Source organism: Pleurocapsa sp. FMAR1 (assembly GCF_963665995.1).
GTDB lineage: Bacteria > Cyanobacteriota > Cyanobacteriia > Cyanobacteriales > Xenococcaceae > Waterburya.
The window spans coordinates 2453180-2471159 of sequence record NZ_OY762512.1 but is presented as its reverse complement, the minus strand read 5'-3'; the positions used below and the strand labels follow the sequence as shown (position 1 = coordinate 2471159).

Below are 17980 nucleotides of genomic sequence, written 5' to 3'. Positions count from 1 at the left end.
AAAATGCCTAGAAAAGTTGTAGCGTTAATTAAATTAGCTTTGCCTGCGGGTAAAGCTAACCCTGCACCTCCAGTTGGTCCTGCTTTGGGTCAACACGGTGTCAATATCATGGCATTTTGTAAAGAATACAATGCCAAAACAGCAGAGAAAGTAGGACTGGTAATTCCTGTAGAAATCTCTGTATTTGAAGATCGAAGCTTTACTTTTATCCTCAAAACTCCTCCTGCATCTGTTTTAATTAAAAAGGCAGCAGGCATAGAAAAGGGAGCAAGTGAGCCTAACAAGCAAAAAGTGGCAACGATCAGCAAAGATCAGCTAAAAGAAATTGCTCAAACCAAATTGCCCGATCTTAATGCCAATGATATCGAAGCAGCAATGAAAATTGTGGCGGGAACAGCAAAAAATATGGGTGTGGCGATCGCCGATTAAGCATATTTCCAGCAATCAAAAACTTATTACTTACAAATTTAATGGGGAGAAGCAAACCACTTCGCTAGTTACCCAAGGAGAGATTTAACCATGACCAACAAAATGTCTCGCCGAATGCGAGAGTTAATCAAAAAAGTTGACGAAGACAAAGCATACGAGCCGATTGAAGCCTTAAACTTGCTCAAGGAGACTGCTACAGCTAAATTTGATGAGACAGCAGAAGCTCACCTCAAGCTAGGCATCGATCCTAAGTACACTGACCAACAGCTTAGAACTACCGTCAGTTTACCCAAAGGCACAGGACAAACCGTTAGAGTTGCAGTAATAGCTCGTGGCGAAAAGGTCAAAGAGGCAGAAGAAGCTGGTGCAGAAATCTATGGTTCTGAAGAACTAATCGAAGACATCTCCAAAGGCATGATGGATTTTGATATTCTAATTGCTACTCCTGATATGATGCCCAAAGTAGCTAAACTAGGTCGTGTTTTAGGACCAAAAGGTTTAATGCCATCTCCTAAAGCAGGAACGGTCACTGCCGATCTAGAACCAGCCGTTCAGGCATTCAAAGCTGGTAAATTAGAGTTTCGGGCTGACAAAAGTGGCATCGTTCATGTTATGTTTGGTAAGGCGTCTTTTTCAGCGGAAGATTTGCTAGCTAATTTAAAAGCTTTACAGGAAACCGTTGACCGCAATCGTCCTTCGGGAGCAAAGGGTCGTTACTGGCGTACTGTCTACATTTCCGCTTCCATGGGTCCATCAATTCAGGTTGATGCGAGTGCTTTGCGAGATTTAAGTTTGATTGAGGCAGCCTAAAGGAAATTTTTGACGAACAGTACAAATAAATATTCATTTCTTAGACGACTAATACCAAAGACAGCAGGCGCGTACGCTTAATTTCCTGCCGAGGTCAATGTCCATCAGTCTTATCGAGCAATTTCTTTAGTTAGAAATTGAGATAAATGACTAGGCAACCTCTGGCAAGAAGCTAGAGGTTTTGTCGTTTTATGACTGTATAGCGTTGACCCATAAAAATAACCATTACAAAGGAGGTGGTACAGGATGGGGAGAACCCTGGCTAACAAAAAAGAAATAGTAACCGATCTCAAGGAAGCCTTGAGAGAGGCAGAGCTAGGTTTTGTAATCAATTATGAAGGGTTATCGGTAGCAGAAATTACCGATTTGCGTAATCGTCTACGCCCTAGCGGTGCTAGCTGTAAGATTACCAAAAACACCCTGATGAACATTGCCATTGATGGTGATGAAAATTGGCAGCCAATGGCTGAATTGCTTAACGATGCCACTGCTTTTCTTTTTACTGGAGAAGAGATAGGCGCAGCTGTTAAAGCTTATAAAGGATTCCAGAAGGATACCAAAAAGACTGAATTGCGCGGTGGCGTAATGGAAGGTCGAGCTTTAAGTAAAGAGCAGGTTGAAGCATTAGGCGACTTGCCTACCAAAGACGAGCTATATGCTCAAATTGCTGGCTCAATTAACGCTTTGGCAACCAAACTTGCTGTGGGTGTTAAAGAAGTTCCTAATGGACTGGCAAGAGCTATCAAAGCTGTTTCCGAAAAAGAAGAATAAACGTTTTTCGCCAATTATTTACGCAATTAATCACTATCTAGAACACGGAGTAAAATTATGTCTACTGCAACTGATGAAATTCTCGAAAAGTTGAAAACTTTAAGTCTTTTAGAGGCTTCTGAACTGGTTTCTCAAATTGAAGAAACTTTCGGCGTAAGTGCTGCTGCTTCTGCTGGTGTAGCTATGGCTGCTCCTGCTGCTGCTGCTGAGGCTGAAGAAGAGAAAACTGAATTTGACGTAGTCTTAGAAGAAGTACCTAAAGACAAGAAAATTGCCATTCTCAAAGTGGTTCGTACCATCACTGGCTTGGGTCTAAAAGAAGCTAAGGATATGGTTGAATCTACACCTAAAGCTCTTAAAGAAGGTGTTCCTAAAGAGGATGCAGAAGAAACCAAGAAGAAATTGGAAGAAGCTGGTGCAAAAGTTACCGTTAAGTAATCAACTAATTTAAATTCAATTATTGTAGGATGTTTTTTTGAACATCCTTTTTTTGTGAGTATTTTCTGCGATCGCTTTAATTTTCATGCACCTCTGGTATTAATTCAGGCTTTAATTCTTGTAATGCGATCGCATGGGGGCGGTAAAATTATTAACGTTAGTTCCCTTGGTGGGCGTATTCCTTTTCCCGCAGCGGGTATGTATAGCTGTTCCAAATTTGCCTTAGAAGCCCTTAGTGATTTGTTACGCATGGAATTGAAGGCTTTTAACATCCAGGTTAGCGTCGTTGAACCTAGTCCTGTGGTGACTGACTTTTTTCGCGCAGCCTGGCAGAAAAAACAGCCAGAGTAACCGCCAAATCACGCCCAAAACCACGCTATATTCTAGCTACAGGCGTTAATACCCTAGTTTTCATGATGAACAAAGTTTTACCCACCTGGGTAAGGGATAAATTCTGGAAACGCTTCTATGGCATTCACAAAATTCAGTATTTTACACCACAAGTCGATCGTTTAGAAACCAGATAGGGGTAATGAAGTAGAGTTCTACAAAGCTTAGTTACTGACGTTACGCATTTAATCTAACTGGGGTGACGAGGTGACGAGAAGCGTAGTCTAGTTGAACCGTCCTCAAGCCTTACAGATCGATGAGTGCGTAACATCACTTAGTTATTCATCCGACTGAGAAAAGCCTTGAGACGATCGCACTGAGGATTAGTTAGTACGTCTTTAGCGTTTCCCTGTTCTTCTACAACTCCTTGATTAAGAAAAAGAACTTGGTTGGCAACCTCACGAGCAAACTGCATTTCGTGGGTAACTACTACCATTGTCATCCCTTCTTCAGCTAGCTGCTTCATTACGGTTAATACTTCCCCGACTAGCTCTGGATCGAGGGCGCTAGTAGGCTCATCAAATAAAAGAATTTCAGGCTTCATACAGAGGCTACGGGCGATCGCTACACGCTGCTTTTGTCCCCCAGATAGCTGTTCGGGATAGGAGTTAGCTTTATTACTCAAACCTACTTTGTCTAGATAGTGTAAGGCGCGATCGCGACATTCTGCTTTTGACTCTTTCAACACTTCACCAGGAGCTAGCATTAAGTTTTGCAACACGCTCAGGTGCGGAAATAAATTAAACTGCTGAAAAACCATGCCTACTTTAGTCCTTAGCTGCTTTAGCTTTTGTGAGCTAATTTTGGGTTGGGAAAGATCGATCCCCATTACATTTAGCTTTCCGCCATTAATAGCTTCTAAGCGATTACAACAGCGTAATAAAGTGCTTTTTCCACAGCCAGAAGTGCCAATTATTGAGACAACATCACCCTTATAAAGAGTTGCCGTAATTCCGCGCAACACCTCTAATGAACCATAGCTTTTTCTAAGATTATCAAAGGAAACAACAGGAGCGGCAGTAGACATAATATTTTGCTTTACAAAGTAATTCTAAATGGAAAATAGCTTATTTATTTTTAATTAACTGTTAAATTAATCACATTTATTATAATCGGTTTGTGTTCATAATTTATCCAACATATAAACTCGATCTGCTGCATTTTATTAAAAATATCAACAAATATATATTTTTAAATATAGTTTGTTCCAGATAAGCAAAAAATGCACCTGGATAGCGTATTGTAATTAAACAAAATAGTAAGCAAGGCTTAATCCAAAATATTAATTGTTATGAACTCATCAATATATTTAAGCGGCTGCTAATAGCTTTTAATAGCAAAATCGCTTTGTTTGCTCTTATTTAGAAATAGATTGCAATCGAAAATAATTATGGATAATTATGAATCAAAATAAATTTATTTTTTGCTTACGAAGATTAGGTTTAGGTTTAGTCGGACTACTATTAGTGACTAGCTTGAACAATTATTTACTTGCCCCTCTTCATGCTCAAGGAGTTTTAAAAGTAGGAACTGAACCTGCCTTTCCGCCTTTTGAAATGCAGGCACCGAATGGCAAAGGTTTTACTGGGTTTGATATAGACTTATTCAAAGCAATTGGTGAAGAAAGTGGTTTGGATATTCAGTTTCAAAGTATGCCCTTTGATGGACTAATTCCCGCGTTGCAGGCAAAGAATATCGATGCAGCAATTAGCGGCATGACTATTACCCCAGAGCGCGCCCAAACCATTGATTTTACTCGCCCTTATTTTCAATCTGGTTTGGCGATCGCCGTTAGAAAAGATGATAAAGGGAAAATCAAAAGCTTTGATGACTTAGAAAACAAAAAGGTTGCCGTTGCCATTGGAACGACAGGAGCGCAAGAAGCCCAAAAAATACCAGGAGTAGCGGTTTCTACCTTTGATAATTCTGCCTTAGCTCTTCAAGAATTAAGCAATGGTAATGTAGATGCGGTAGTTAACGATGCCCCCGTAACTCTTTATGCCATCAAAGTTGGCAATCTTGGTAATGTTGAGGTGGTTGGGGAATTACTAACCGAGGAATATTATGGAATTGCTTTACCCAAGGGTTCTCCCAATTTAAAAAAAGTCAATGCTGCCATAGATGAATTGCTCAAAGGTGATAAATATCGCGAACTGTATCAAAAATGGTTTGCAGGAGAGCCACCCAAGTTACCTCTAGTTGCTCCTGCTTTAGAAGGTGAAGGTGCTACATTTAGCTGGGGCAAAATGCTGCCTACACTTTTGCGAGGAGCTTTAGTGACAATAATGCTGACGGCCTTTGCGACATTTTTTGGCACTATCATCGGAACTTTACTGGCAACAGCCTCCATCTCAGACTTTAAACCTTTGGGTTGGTTCAGTCGTATCTATATAGATTTCTTTCGCGGTACGCCTCTGCTGGTACAGATCTTCATGATTTACTTTGGCTTACCTTCTCTCTTGCAGGCGGCAGGCTTAGACTTTACCTTTAATCGCTTTGCTGCTGCGGTTACGGCTTTGAGTCTTAATTCTGCTGCCTATTTAGCCGAGATTATTCGCGGTGGTATTCAATCAATCGATCGAGGACAATGGGAAGCCTCCCAGTCGATGGGGATGGGATGGGTGCAAACCATGCGTCATATAATTTTTCCCCAGGCTTTTCGTCGGATGTTACCTCCTTTGGGCAATGAGTTTATTACTCTGCTCAAAGACACTAGCTTAGTAGCGATTATTGGTTTTGAGGAACTATTCCGTCAAGGACAGCTAATGGTGGCAACAACTTATCGTGCTTTTCAAATTTATGCAGCAGTAGCGTTGATCTACTTGATTTTAACCTTTATCGCCTCTAGAGTCTTTAGCTGGCTAGAAAAACGCCTAAATCCTGTGCGTCGTGCCAATAAAAAAGATGCTCGACTTGCTTCTAGTTCAGAACAATTAGCAAGTTAATCAGTATCAAAAGTAAAAATCAACAATTTTTAGGTGTGAGAAGTTATGTTGAATCATGTAATTAATTTGCTCCCTATGGGTGCAATAGCTTTGGGTGTTGTTTTGGTAACGGGCGATCGCGCGATCGCCGTACCAAAAAATAACTATCAAGATGATCTCGGTCAAGTTACCAACGTCCAGCAACTAAGGGATGTTGCTCCTACAGACTGGGCGTATGAAGCACTTAGAAGTTTGGTAGATCGCTATGGCTGTATTGCTGGCTATCCTAATCAAACATTTCGCGGTAGTCAGCCTTTGACTCGCTATGAGTTTGCAGCAGGATTAAATAGCTGCCTAAATCAAATTGAACGTTTGATTGCCAGTTCTGGCTCAGTTTCAGACGAAGATCTTGCTACTATACAGCGATTAAGCCAAGAATATAAGGCAGAATTAGCTACCCTAGGCGGTAGAGTCGATGAACTTGAAAGCCGAACTGCTGCTGTAGAAGACAATGCTTTTTCTACTACTACCAAACTAAATACCGAGATTGTCAGCTATGTGCTGGGAACTTTTGGCGGTCAAAAGCCAGACGGTACTGATGTTGACAATCAGATTACCTTGAGCAGTCAAGTTCGTCTCAACTTTGATAGCAGCTTTACAGGAGAAGATTTTTTGAGAGTCCGCCTACAGGCGAGGAACATTACCAGTCCTTCTACCTCTGGCGGTAGTAATGCTCTAGCTTTGAATTATGAAGGTGATAATGGTAACAGTTTTGAAATAAATGCTTTGTACTACACTTTTCCCATTGGTGAAAAACTCACAGGTTTTGTCGGCACAAATGGGGTTGATGTCGATGATTTTTTTGATGTAGTTCCTACAATGGGAGTAGCTTATGACTCTCTCTCTCTGTTTAGTGCCTACAATAATTTGATTTATGACAACGCTAATGGTGGTAGTGCTGCGGTTGGCTTGGATTATGATTTCTCAGATGCGGTAAATTTAGCAGTAGGCTACTGGGCAACTAGCCCCTCTGACTCTACTCCAGGCAATGGTTTATTTAATGGTAACTATGTTACTGGTGCAAATCTAAATATAGCCCTTTTAGACGATCGCTTAAATCTAGCATTAGCTTACCTAAGAGCTTATCAGGGTGCTGAAACTGACTACAATTTGGCTGGCTTTGTGGGGACACCGGCAGCATCAGATCCTTTTGAAAATCGCGCCAATTCCTCCAATAATTATGGTCTTGCTGCTAGTTTCCAGGTTTTAAAACCCCTTACAGTAGGCGGATATGTTGGCTATACTACCGCATCAACGATTGATGACAATGCCAATGCGGATATTTTCAATTGGAATGCTTACCTCACCTATAGCGATCTACTAAAAGAAGGCTCGAGTTTTATCGTTAGTTTTGGTCAAACGCCAACTTTAACTGGTTCTGGTGGCGATGCCCTGCCAGATGACGCAGATAACCCTTATTTGCTTGACGTAGAATATCAATATAACCTCAACGATTTTATTATGCTTACCCCTGGTGGCTACGTTCTGTTTAATCCTGATGGCAACTCTGATAACGATACTATTTATGTTGGCACTATACGAACCATTTTTAGATTTTAAAGCCGATAGGACTTACGCAGTCTAGTAAATTCCCTCCCCCTAGCCCCCAACTTTAGGGGCTAGGGGGCAGGTGCGTAAGTTTTAGCCGAGTAGTTACTGATTACTGCACTCTAGAGATTAGAAATTGCGCCTCTAGCCATATCGGCGATCGCCTTATCCGTCGCTTTAGGCAAATGATAGTATGTTCCACCAGCCTGTTTAGCTAGTTCCTTGGCAAATCCAGTCGAGACAAAACGGCTTTCTGTATCAATTACCAGCAGTTTCATGTTTATAGCGCGTATTTTTCCCGCTATATTAAGTAATTCCTCTTTGATATTTGGTTTTTCTGCTCCTGCTTCTGGAGTTTCACCCAAAGAACGAGACAGAGAAATATTACCTCGACCATCGGTAATGGCTACAATAACTACCTGTCCGATATCTCCCGACATTTGGGCGTTAATACCCACGTTTACCGCTTGGGTTAAACCATGAGATAAAGGAGAGCCTCCACCACAGGGAAGGCTTTCCAATCTGCCTTTTGCCATAGTTATTGAGCGGGTAGGAGGCAACAAAACATCAGCCCGTTCACCACGGAACGGAATTAAAGATATTTGGTCGCGGTTTTCATAAGCTTCTGTCAAAAGGCGCATCACCGCACCTTTAGCTGACTGCATTCTATTCAGTGCCATCGAACCAGAGGCATCAACTACAAAGATAATTAACGAACCAGCCTTGCGTGCCATACGCTTAGAGCGTAAATCGCTTTGCTCAACAATGACGTTGCGCCCAGGATTACGTTCTCGCCTAGCTTTCTGGTAAGGAGCAGCATTACGCAGCGTGGCATCTATGGCAATCCTTTTAACTTTGCCCTTGGGAATCATCGGCTTAATATAGCGTCCGCGATCCTCTGAGAAGATTAAATTCCGCGCCCCAGATTTACCCTGACGCTGCATAGTTTGGGCAAAGGTAAGCACTTCTGGATCTAATACTACCCCTTCAATATCAAAGACAAACTCATCAGGAATAGCAGGAGGTTCTTGTTCGGGTTCTTCTTGCTCCTCTTCTTCTGATTCATCCTCATCTTGATCCTGATTTGGTTCCTCATCAGGCTGCTGCTGTTCGGGTGGTGGCGGTGGTGGAGGCGGTGCGTCGTCAGGGGGTGCTTCGATAGTAGTGGCACGGGGAACAATTACTAATTCTACCGCTTTGCGTAAATCATCAGCAGTAACGTTATCTCTACCGTCTAAGGCTGCACAGGCTTTGGCTACCCGAACGGCAAACAGTTCGGCTCGATGCCCCTCTACTGTTCCCCTGACGGCCTCTTGAACTAAATAGAGTATTTGCTCGTGCGTTATTTTGACTTCCTTGAGCCATTCCCGCGCCAAAATAATATCAGTTTGGAGACTATCGGTGTCTTCTTCATAGGCATTGACAAATTCTTGGGGAGAACTGGTAAAGTCGATCACCTGATTTACTGCTTCTACTCTTTGTTCGAGGGATAACGCACGATCAGCAGAAAGAGCGATCGCAATTCGATCTAAAAGATGCTCCCGCAGTACTCCTTCTTCAGGATTATATGTAGCAATGAGAATTGGCTTACAGGGATGCTGAAAGCTAATGCCTTCGCGTTCAATTACGTTACGTCCATCGGTTAAAACTGTCAGTAGTTGATTGGCAATTTGCTCGTCTAAAAGATTAATTTCATCAATATACAAAACCCCGCGATGCGCCTGAGCCAGTAACCCTGGTTGAAATATGGGTTCGCCCTGCTTAACCGACTCTTCTAAATCCACTGAGCCAACTAACCTGTCTTCTGTGACTCCCAATGGTATCTGCACAAAAGGCGCAGGCACTATCTGAGTTGGAATATCTTCTAAGGCTATATTGCCATACTGAGCAACGGTATCATCATCCCAATCTTGAGGCTTAGACGGATCGCAGTTGTAAAGAGAACCCTTGATAATTTCTATCGGGGGCAAAAGATTGTAAATCGCCCGTGCCATAACCGATTTAGCCGTTCCTCGACGACCAGCGATCGCTACTCCTCCCAGTTCTGGATCGATAGCCGACAACAATAAAGCCAGCTTGATAGATTCTTGTCCAACAACGGCAGTTAAGGGAAAGTTAAAATTTTTAGGGGCAGTAGTTACAGCAGGCATGGCGATCGCTTGGGAATTTCTTGAGGCTAATAAAACCTAGTAACTAACTGTAATCTATTTAGGGGGTCAAACTCAAAGCAATAGTTGAGCTATTGAGTATTTAATTTGATGATTATAACTTTGAACTTTTCTAAAATTTATAAACCTTCCAAGTTGTGAACTATATTTAAATTTTTATTCCTAATTTAGCTCCACATTGTTTACAAAACTGAGCATCAGAATCGTGGCGAGATAAATTACAGTTACTACATTTATGCTCTATAAAGCTAGAGGTTTTGACTATAGAGCTTTTTACTATTTGTCTAATTAATTCACTCAGTTGCCAAGGAATCAATAAAACTCCTGTAAAAATCATTAATAATGTCATAACTCTTCCTGGCTGAGATAAGGGTGTAACGTCGCCATAGCCAACAGTTGTCATGGTTACCACCACGAAATAAAGAGCATCAAAAAAGTTTTTTAGGCGATCGCTATTTATTTGATATTCTACTTGATAAATTAATCCTGCATAAACAAAAATTATGGTAAATAGAGTTAGAAAGATGCGTATTAAAACAATGCTGTCTTTGGCTTGAATACCTGGTAAAAGTTTTTCTATTTTCCAAAATCTAATAATTCGCAAAATCCGAAACCAACGAAATATCCGCAAGTAACCAACATTAATCCATCCTAAAAGCAATGGCAAAACGGAAATTAAATCTATAAACCCGAAGAAGCTAAAAAAGTATTTTTGAGGATTATCTGCTGACCAACAACGCACTAGATATTCAATAGTAAAAATAATCAAAATTATTAAATCTATATTGCTTAATATCGTTTGTAATTGTTGACTAATAGGATATGTTTGGGCAACGAATATTCCTGAAGATAATAATATTAATCCTAAAATAACTAAATCTAACCACAAACCTAAACTAGTTTCAGTATCTTCTAAATAAAAAGCTATTTTGCGACGTAATGATAGTGATTTGATTTTGGACTCTTCTGTTACTACTAGATCTTCTGGTAACACTATACTTTTTAAGAAAATATGGACTATATGTAAATGATAAATCCAGCTAACGGTGCGATTTCTTTTAACTTTAACTATAAAAAAAGTACTATATCTAATGATTTAAAACTTATTTTTTTGGATCTTAATACTCTAATAAAAAAATTTATTCTTTTTTCATTTTTGATAAGTATAAAGCTCAACAACACAAATGTTAATCCTATTATAGAATGCAAAATTGTTGTTTCAATTAAGCTAAAAGTAAAAGCTATACCTAGAAATAAAAAAACTATCGACGCAGCATATTTATTTTCTTTCCATAAAACTTCATGTGCGAATATGGATATTCCCATAATAATTGAACTTATATAAGTGTATTTGGCAAAAAACGTCAAGATAGCAACTGTAGTCAAGCTAAAGTATAAAGGAAAATAATTTTTCTTTTTATTATTCATAATACTTTTTATTCCCTCAGAAGCCCACTTCACAAGAAGATAGTAGCCAAACCATACTAAAGGCTGTAACGATTCGTCTATACATACAGAAGATAATGATTTTTCCATTTTTCAAGCAAATTAATTATCTATATCGATTCAAAAATATTCAGTAGTAATCAAAATTAATTCAAAAACTTCGATCTTTCCTCTCCATTTACCTTTAATACTCCTGCCAAACTATCCCAACTTTCCGCTTCAATCAAATCAATAATTTCATCTAGATTATCTCGGTAACTGTAAAGCGATCGCAATAACTCAGTTCGATTATATTTTGCCATCATTACCCCTAATTCTGGATTACCACCACCAACACGACTGGTATCCCTAAAGCCTGAACTGGCAAGTATTTGAGCTAATTGTAATGTGTCTGGTGGTTCTTGTAGACAAGCCTGTATCAAACTTGCACTGATCATCACGGGCAAATGGGAAATATAGCTAACGGCGCGATCGTGTATTTGAGCATCGCAAATATAGGGAACAGCATTTAAATCTAAGGCGATCGCTTTTAATTTGGCTATATTTTCAGGCTTAGTCTGTTCCGTAGGCGTAAATACATAGGCTGCACCTGTGAACAAATTTGCCTGTGCTGCTTCAATACCGCTTTCGGCTGTTCCTGCCATGGGGTGTCCACCAATAAAGTTTGACCATAGCTGACTGCATTCTTTAACAATTGGCGATTTGACAGAACCTACGTCAGTAATGATAGTATCGGTATTAAGATGGGGAATTATTTGTTTAATGGTAGATGCGATCGCCGAAATAGGAGTACAGACAATCATTAGCTCTAAATCTTGCAGCAAATCAAATTTGGTACTAGCTCGATCCACAATGCCTTTAGCAATGGCAGTCTTACAGGTAGTTTCTTGACGGGAAATGCCTGTGATCTGGTGTCCTTGCGATCGCAAATCGATGCCCAAAGAACCACCGATTAAACCCAAGCCCACAATACCAATTTTCATTATCAATTTTATTGCTCAAAAGAATAGGATACAAAACTGGGGATCGTTTTAGGATAGCAGCTAGAATTAGCTTTTGAAGAAAATTTATAGCCTGTAGCCTGTAGGGTGGGCAAAGGATGATACTAGCAAATTAGCGTTTCAAGAACAGCTTATTGCACACCAAATTTACACATCATCTATCTTGGTTGCGTTGGTGGGCATTACAATATTAATCTTTTCCCTTTACATATCTTTCAATGCCCACCCTACGTTTTGCTAGAACCGCTGTGTTTTGGGCGGTGAATTCTGAGTTATCTAAGGGTGTTTCATCGATAAACCAGCCGCTCCCGTTGGCATCACGGTCGATGAGAATTGTTCCTGCGTTGGGTTTTGCCGAGTCATCAAAGTCAGTGATGGTAGCTTCGGCTAGTTGTCCTTTGGGTAAGTCGATTATTTGAAAATCGATGTCTAATTCTGTTTCGGATTGGATTAAATTTGACCAGATATTGGTTGCGCTATTATTGAGGACATTAATTATTTCAATATCGTTAAAATGACCTACATTACCCCTGACGATTTGCTCCAACGCTATGCCACTGGAGAAAGAAACTTCGCTGGCGTTCAGTTTCCTGCTAATTCTAGTGTCGGAGCTTTTCAAGAAGCCAATCTGAGTGATATTATCTTGAGTGGAGTTAACCTGGAATCCTTCATTATGGATAGAGTTAATTTGAGCGGAGCTAAAATGGTTGGAACCTACTTGTTTCGTTCTCGAATGAACTTGGCTAATCTAAGGGATGCCGATCTGACTGGAGCCAATTTTGTTCGTGCCAGCTTGTGGAAAGCTGATTTGACTGATGCTGACTTGACTGGGGCTACTCTGGTCAAAACAGACCTCTTTAATGCTAATTTGACGAGGACTTTGTTTCAAGACAGCCTTATCTTCCAAGTTAATCTTGCCAAAATCATCTTGCCAGAAGGTCAACCCAGAAGCATTCGCTGTCCCAATGCCTATGTCGGTCAGACTACTATGCCCGACGGGAATTTTGAAGCTGCTTTCAAATTCATTGATGCCTAGATGTAAATTATCATTTGGAGCTGCTATCAAAGAGCGATCGCCTGTAGGGTGGGCAAAGGATGATACTAGCAAATTAGCGTTTCAAGAACAGCTTATTGCACACCAAATTTACCCATTATTTATCTTAGTTGCGTTGGTGGGCATTACAATATTAATCTTTTCCCTCTACATATCTTTCCAATGCCCACCCTACGTTTTGCTAGAACCGCGAGAGCGATCGCCTGTAGGGTGGGCAAAAAATAGCACAAGCTAATTATCGTTTCAAGAATAGCTTGCTGCCCACCAAATTTACCCATCATCTATACTTGGTTGCGATGGTGGGCATTATAATATTAATCTTTTCCCTCTACATATCTTTCCAATGCTCACCCTACGTTTTGCTAGCACCGCCAGAGCGATCGCCTGTAAGACAGAAAACAGCACAAGCTAATTATCGTTTCAAGTCTCGAAAGCGATCTGTTCAATCGGTTATGCGATCGCACCATAGACAAACCTAATTTTTGATAGAAATAAATACTTAACAAAAGTTTTTGTTACCAAGACGTTATTAACCATCAATTCAATTATCAGAACATATATCCTACAAGTATTTGGTAGATTCTTATATCTTGAGAAAAAGCTGGAGATATATTTAATAATTACTAAGACAAGTTAAAGAATAGGCTACAAAACTGGGGGATCGTTTTAGAATCAATTACTTGGGGGAATTTATAGCTTTAGCATTGCTTAATTTTAATAAGAAGATTTTTTAGTCCTTATATTATTTCGTACATTCACATTCTTAGGAGAATTTATGACTGCAACCGTCGATAGGCAAACACAGGATAGCAATCAGCCACAAGGTAAGCAAGCTCCTCGTAAAATTGGCATACCAAAAGAAATATATAACAATGAATGCCGTGTCGCAGCCACACCTAATACGGTTAAAAAGCTACAAAAACTCGGCTTTGAAATTTTAGTAGAAAGCAATGCAGGGGCAGCAGCTAATTTTACAGATCAAGCCTATCAAGAAGCAGACTGTACCATTGTCAGTGATGCAGCCTCTCTTTGGTCAGAAGCGGATATTATCCTTAAGGTTCGCGCTCCCGAAGATGCGGAAATTGAGGTGATGCCCGAAGGTAAAACTATTATTAGCTTTATCTGGCCCGCACAAAATGAAGAATTATTAAACAAGCTAGCAGATCGCCAAGCAACAGTTTTAGCGATGGATGCAGTGCCGAGAATCAGTCGCGCCCAAAAAATGGATGCCTTATCTTCGATGGCTAATATTGCGGGCTATCGGGCAGTTATCGAGGCTGCTAACAACTTTGGTCGCTTCTTTACAGGGCAAATCACCGCTGCGGGTAAAGTTCCTCCTGCTAAAGTAATGGTAATTGGTGCTGGAGTAGCAGGTTTAGCAGCCATTGGCGCAGCCAGAAGTCTTGGTGCAATAGTGCGTGCTTTTGATACTCGTCCTGCGGTAAAAGAACAGGTGGAAAGCCTTGGTGCAGAATTTCTTGAGCTTGAGTTTGAAGAAGACGGTTCTGGTGCTGGTGGCTATGCCAAAACTATGAGCAAAGAGTTTATCGATGCCGAGATGGCACTCTTTAGAGAGCAAGCTAAAGAAATCGATATTATTATTACTACTGCCCTAATTCCAGGCAGACCAGCACCAAAACTCATTCTGACCGACATGGTAGAAATGATGAAGGAAGGTTCTGTAGTCGTAGATTTGGCAGCCGAACAGGGTGGAAACTGCGAGGTAACTAAACCCAACGAAATTTATAAATACGACGGCGTAACTATTGTTGGTTTAACGGACTTACCCAGTCGGATGGCTGCCCAGTCTAGTCAACTATATGGGACAAACCTTTGGCACTTACTCAAAGACATGGGTGGGGCAGAAGACTATAAAGTTGACTACGAAGATCAGGTTGTGCGAGGTGCGCTGATTGTTCACGAAGGCAAAGTAACTTGGCCTCCGCCAAAAATTGACAACCCTTCGCCTACGCCTCCTGCCCAGGCAAAGTCTGTAATTACCCCCATCACTCCAGAAAAGAAAAAATCTAGCGGTGTTCTTTGGGTAGTTGTAGCTGGTTTAGCACTCTTGGGAATTGGTATCGGTGCGCCAAGCTCTTTCTTGTCTCACTTTACCGTTTTTGTCTTAGCCTGCTTTATCGGCTACCAAGTAATTTGGAACGTTTCTCCTGCCTTACATACACCTTTGATGAGTGTGACTAACGCTATTAGTGGCATCATTATCCTGGGCGGTATGTTGCAGATCTCAGGAGAAATAACTTCACCCTCGGTAATTCTAGGCGCGATCGCAATTTTAGTCGGCACAATCAACATCTCTGGTGGCTTCCTTGTTACCCAACGGATGCTCAAAATGTTCCAGAAATAATTTATCTATCTACAATCTCGTAAGGGCGATTCGCGAATCGCCCCTACCGATACATTTTCATAATTGACCTTTTCATTCTTATCAATATGACAAATAATCTTGTGGCGGTTGCTTATATTGCAGCCAGTGCCTTATTTATCCTCAGCCTGGGAGGATTATCCAACCAGGAAACAGCCCGTCGGGGTAACCTGTTCGGAATTATTGGTATGGCGATCGCATTTGTCGCTACTGCCCTCAGCGCCCAGGTAAACGGTTACGGAGTTCTAGTTGGTGCGATCGTTCCTGGGGCTATTATCGGCTCAGTTCTCGCTGCTAGAGTAGCTATGACTTCTATGCCCGAACTTGTAGCTATTCTCCATAGTTTTGTAGGTTTAGCTGCTGTGTTAGTTGGTTTGGCAACTTATCTTCAGCCTGAAAATGGCTTGACTGGGGTTGAAGCTACCATTCACGAACTCGAAATCTATATCGGTATCTTTATTGGTGCTATTACCTTTGCTGGTTCTGTAGTCGCCTTTGGTAAGCTAAACGGTTCTTTTGGCAGCAAGCCGCTAATGCTACCTGCCCGTCATTTAATTAATATCGCTTTGTTAGTTGGTTCTGTAGTTTTGGGCGTGCAGTTTATGCAAACAGCCGACGGCTTACAGCCACTGTTAATCATGACTGCATTAGCCTGTATTCTTGGTTTCCTGCTCGTTATGGGTATCGGTGGGGCAGATATGCCCGTAGTTATCTCCATGCTCAACAGCTATTCAGGTTGGGCTGCTGCTGCTGCTGGCTTTATGCTTTCCAATGACGTACTAATTGTAACTGGTGCGTTAGTCGGAAGCAGTGGTGCGATCCTCAGCTACATTATGTGCGAAGCCATGAACCGTTCCTTTATCAGCGTAATTTTAGGCGGTTTTGGGGAAGGTTCTGCTGCTGCACCTACAGGCGAAGCTAAACCTATGGGCGAAGCTACTGCCACTAACGTCGAAGAAGTGGCAGAAATGCTCAACGATGCTAAAAGTGTGGTTATCGTACCTGGTTATGGTATGGCAGTTGCCCAAGCACAACATTCTGTTTCCGACATTACTAAAATCCTCCGCAAACAAGGCAAAGAAGTCCGCTTTGGTATCCATCCCGTAGCGGGAAGAATGCCTGGACACATGAACGTACTGTTAGCAGAAGCTAATGTTCCCTACGACATCGTGTTAGAGATGGACGAAATTAACGACGATTTATCTAATACAGATGTTGTCTTGGTAATTGGAGCTAACGACACCGTTAACCCCAGCGCCTTGGACGATCCTACCAGCCCCATTGCAGGTATGCCCGTAATGGAAGTTTGGAAAGCTCAAAACGTTGTAGTTATGAAGCGTAGTCTGGGTATTGGTTATGCAGGAGTAGATAATCCTTTGTTCTATATGGATAACAATCAAATGTTATTCGGCGATGCGAAAGCTAATGTTAGCGCGTTGTTGAATGAGTTGTCTAAGACTGAGAAAGAATTGGTTGCTGCTTAAAACAGCTTAAGTTATTTTTGAATCCTCCTAGTTTTAGGGGGATTTTTTTTGTCTCGCGCAAAGACGCAGAGGCGCGAAGGGTTTTTCTGTTTGGTGTTGAGAATTGTAGGATAAGGAAGCAAAGGAATTTATCTATGTTTGTTGCGGTTTTATAAAAAAAGGGAATTATATTTGTATGAGTGATTTTCTTTTTATTTTTTTATGGCTATTCAAAACGAAAATTATAAACTTGAGATTTTAGAGTACGCTGTTAATCAATCTATTAATCAGCTTTTGCCTAATAGTAGTAAAGATGCTTTGAGTGTAATTCTTGATCAAAGTAATGAAGTTGTCTGGAGAGTAGCGACAGATATACATACTAAAAGTGGACATCAAATAGATTTTTCGTTCATTAAAGATATCCTGAATTTAAGGATCGAGCCATTACGAAACAAAATTGCAGAAGAAGAGAGAATTAAAGCAGAATTAGAAATTCAAAAGCGAATAAGAGAAGCTGAAGAGCAAAGAATTAGGAAAGAAAAAGAAGCTGAAGAGAGAAGAATTGAAAAAGCACGAGAAGAGGAAGAGCTAAAAAAAATACATGAATTTAAAGAAGCTAATCCTAATATTCAGATAAATGATTATAAAGAACTTAATACCTTCATAAGAATAAAAAACCTAATTATAGAGAATTTAGAAGTAGAAGAGGAGCAAATAACTTTAAATACTATACTAAACGACGATCTAGGCATAGGTGAAATTTATCATTTTAGTTGGGATAGTTCTAGTTCCAATTACAGTGACGAGGGTTATATTGAAGGAGTTAAGATTTATAGATAGCATTGAGGAACGAATAATAACAATAGATTCTATTCTAAGCAAAGATTTAGGTGCAGATAGTTTAGATACAGTAGAAATTATACAGGCAATAGAAAAAGAGTTCGATATAGAAATACCAGATGATTTTACAGGAACTAATTGGATTTCTTGTATTTGTGGATCGATTACTCACGATTAGAATCTATTATAGTAAAAGAAATCTGTAGATATAGTATGTGAAAAAATACAGTAGAAATAGTCTAAGTAAATTTTACG

18 protein-coding genes, 1 pseudogene and 1 other annotated feature are annotated in these 17980 nt (G+C 40.5%); of the genes and pseudogenes, 13 read left to right on the top strand and 6 right to left on the bottom strand.

The genetic code is table 11. The features are described from left to right. Positions 1 to 3 precede the first annotated feature (3 nt). The 5 genes and pseudogenes from rplK to SLP02_RS26655 form a co-directional block, all read left to right on the top strand. Entirely contained in the window at positions 4 to 429 is a 426-nt protein-coding gene (rplK, locus tag SLP02_RS11930) for a 50S ribosomal protein L11 (protein WP_319420877.1), read from the top strand. Positions 430 to 519: 90 nt separating this feature from the next. Further along, positions 520 to 1239: a 50S ribosomal protein L1 gene (rplA, locus tag SLP02_RS11925; protein WP_319420876.1), complete on the top strand. Its 720-nt coding sequence runs from the start codon at positions 520 to 522 to the stop codon at positions 1237 to 1239. A 36-nt stretch (positions 1240 to 1275) separates the two neighbouring features. Next, positions 1276 to 1434, top strand: a sequence feature (ribosomal protein L10 leader region). 51 nt (positions 1435 to 1485) lie between these two features. Then, positions 1486 to 2010, top strand: a complete 525-nt coding sequence (gene rplJ, locus SLP02_RS11920) for a 50S ribosomal protein L10 (RefSeq protein WP_319420875.1) — start codon at positions 1486 to 1488, stop codon at positions 2008 to 2010. Positions 2011 to 2067: 57 nt separating this feature from the next. Further along, positions 2068 to 2448: a 50S ribosomal protein L7/L12 gene (rplL, locus tag SLP02_RS11915; RefSeq protein ID WP_319420874.1), complete on the top strand. Its 381-nt coding sequence runs from the start codon at positions 2068 to 2070 to the stop codon at positions 2446 to 2448. Positions 2449 to 2526: 78 nt separating this feature from the next. After that, a pseudogene (locus SLP02_RS26655) lies at positions 2527 to 2975 on the top strand (SDR family NAD(P)-dependent oxidoreductase); the annotation flags it as partial. Between the two features lie 137 nt (positions 2976 to 3112). Here the strand turns inward: SLP02_RS26655 and SLP02_RS11905 are convergent. Continuing rightward, positions 3113 to 3865 (bottom strand): amino acid ABC transporter ATP-binding protein, encoded by a 753-nt coding sequence (locus SLP02_RS11905; protein WP_319420872.1) that lies wholly within the window; start codon positions 3863 to 3865, stop codon positions 3113 to 3115. 373 nt (positions 3866 to 4238) lie between these two features. Between SLP02_RS11905 and SLP02_RS11900 the strand changes: the two genes are divergently transcribed. Then, a complete protein-coding gene (locus SLP02_RS11900) occupies positions 4239 to 5783 on the top strand; it encodes an ABC transporter permease subunit (RefSeq protein WP_319420871.1) in 1545 nt (514 codons plus the stop codon). A 45-nt stretch (positions 5784 to 5828) separates the two neighbouring features. Further along, complete coding sequence (locus SLP02_RS11895; protein ID WP_319420870.1) at positions 5829 to 7382, top strand: iron uptake porin; 1554 nt, start codon at positions 5829 to 5831, stop codon at positions 7380 to 7382. A 110-nt stretch (positions 7383 to 7492) separates the two neighbouring features. Here the strand turns inward: SLP02_RS11895 and bchD are convergent, their stop codons facing one another. From bchD to SLP02_RS11870, 5 genes are all read right to left on the bottom strand, one after another. Continuing rightward, complete coding sequence (gene bchD / locus SLP02_RS11890) at positions 7493 to 9520, bottom strand: magnesium chelatase ATPase subunit D (protein WP_319420869.1); 2028 nt, start codon at positions 9518 to 9520, stop codon at positions 7493 to 7495. A 166-nt stretch (positions 9521 to 9686) separates the two neighbouring features. Then, entirely contained in the window at positions 9687 to 10532 is an 846-nt protein-coding gene (locus tag SLP02_RS11885; protein ID WP_319420868.1) for an ion transporter, read from the bottom strand. A gap of 74 nt (positions 10533 to 10606) precedes the next feature. Next, positions 10607 to 11074 (bottom strand): hypothetical protein, encoded by a 468-nt coding sequence (locus SLP02_RS11880; RefSeq protein ID WP_319420867.1) that lies wholly within the window; start codon positions 11072 to 11074, stop codon positions 10607 to 10609. Between the two features lie 56 nt (positions 11075 to 11130). Beyond that, a complete protein-coding gene (locus SLP02_RS11875; protein ID WP_319420866.1) occupies positions 11131 to 11967 on the bottom strand; it encodes a prephenate/arogenate dehydrogenase in 837 nt (278 codons plus the stop codon). Positions 11968 to 12175: 208 nt separating this feature from the next. Further along, positions 12176 to 12532 (bottom strand): hypothetical protein, encoded by a 357-nt coding sequence (locus SLP02_RS11870; protein WP_319420865.1) that lies wholly within the window; start codon positions 12530 to 12532, stop codon positions 12176 to 12178. Here SLP02_RS11870 and SLP02_RS11865 point away from each other — a divergent pair. The 6 genes from SLP02_RS11865 to SLP02_RS11840 all read left to right on the top strand — a co-directional run bounded on the left by SLP02_RS11865 (position 12500) and on the right by SLP02_RS11840 (position 17903). Further along, on the top strand, positions 12500 to 13021 hold the full coding sequence (locus tag SLP02_RS11865; protein ID WP_319420864.1) for a pentapeptide repeat-containing protein: 522 nt from the start codon (positions 12500 to 12502) through the stop codon (positions 13019 to 13021). The genes SLP02_RS11870 and SLP02_RS11865 overlap by 33 nt on opposite strands. Then, a complete protein-coding gene (locus SLP02_RS11860; RefSeq protein WP_319420863.1) occupies positions 13014 to 13274 on the top strand; it encodes a hypothetical protein in 261 nt (86 codons plus the stop codon). The genes SLP02_RS11865 and SLP02_RS11860 overlap by 8 nt, the downstream gene beginning before the upstream one ends. A 540-nt stretch (positions 13275 to 13814) precedes the next feature. Further along, positions 13815 to 15404, top strand: coding sequence for a Re/Si-specific NAD(P)(+) transhydrogenase subunit alpha (gene pntA, locus SLP02_RS11855; protein WP_319420862.1), 1590 nt, complete (start codon positions 13815 to 13817; stop codon positions 15402 to 15404). Positions 15405 to 15490: 86 nt separating this feature from the next. Further along, complete coding sequence (gene pntB, locus SLP02_RS11850) at positions 15491 to 16906, top strand: Re/Si-specific NAD(P)(+) transhydrogenase subunit beta (protein WP_319420861.1); 1416 nt, start codon at positions 15491 to 15493, stop codon at positions 16904 to 16906. A 201-nt stretch (positions 16907 to 17107) separates the two neighbouring features. Next, positions 17108 to 17725 carry a hypothetical protein gene (locus SLP02_RS11845; RefSeq protein ID WP_319420860.1) on the top strand — a complete coding sequence of 206 codons (618 nt, stop codon included), beginning with the start codon at positions 17108 to 17110 and terminating at the stop codon, positions 17723 to 17725. Next, entirely contained in the window at positions 17640 to 17903 is a 264-nt protein-coding gene (locus SLP02_RS11840; protein ID WP_319420859.1) for a phosphopantetheine-binding protein, read from the top strand. The genes SLP02_RS11845 and SLP02_RS11840 overlap by 86 nt, the downstream gene beginning before the upstream one ends. Positions 17904 to 17980: the final 77 nt, after the last annotated feature.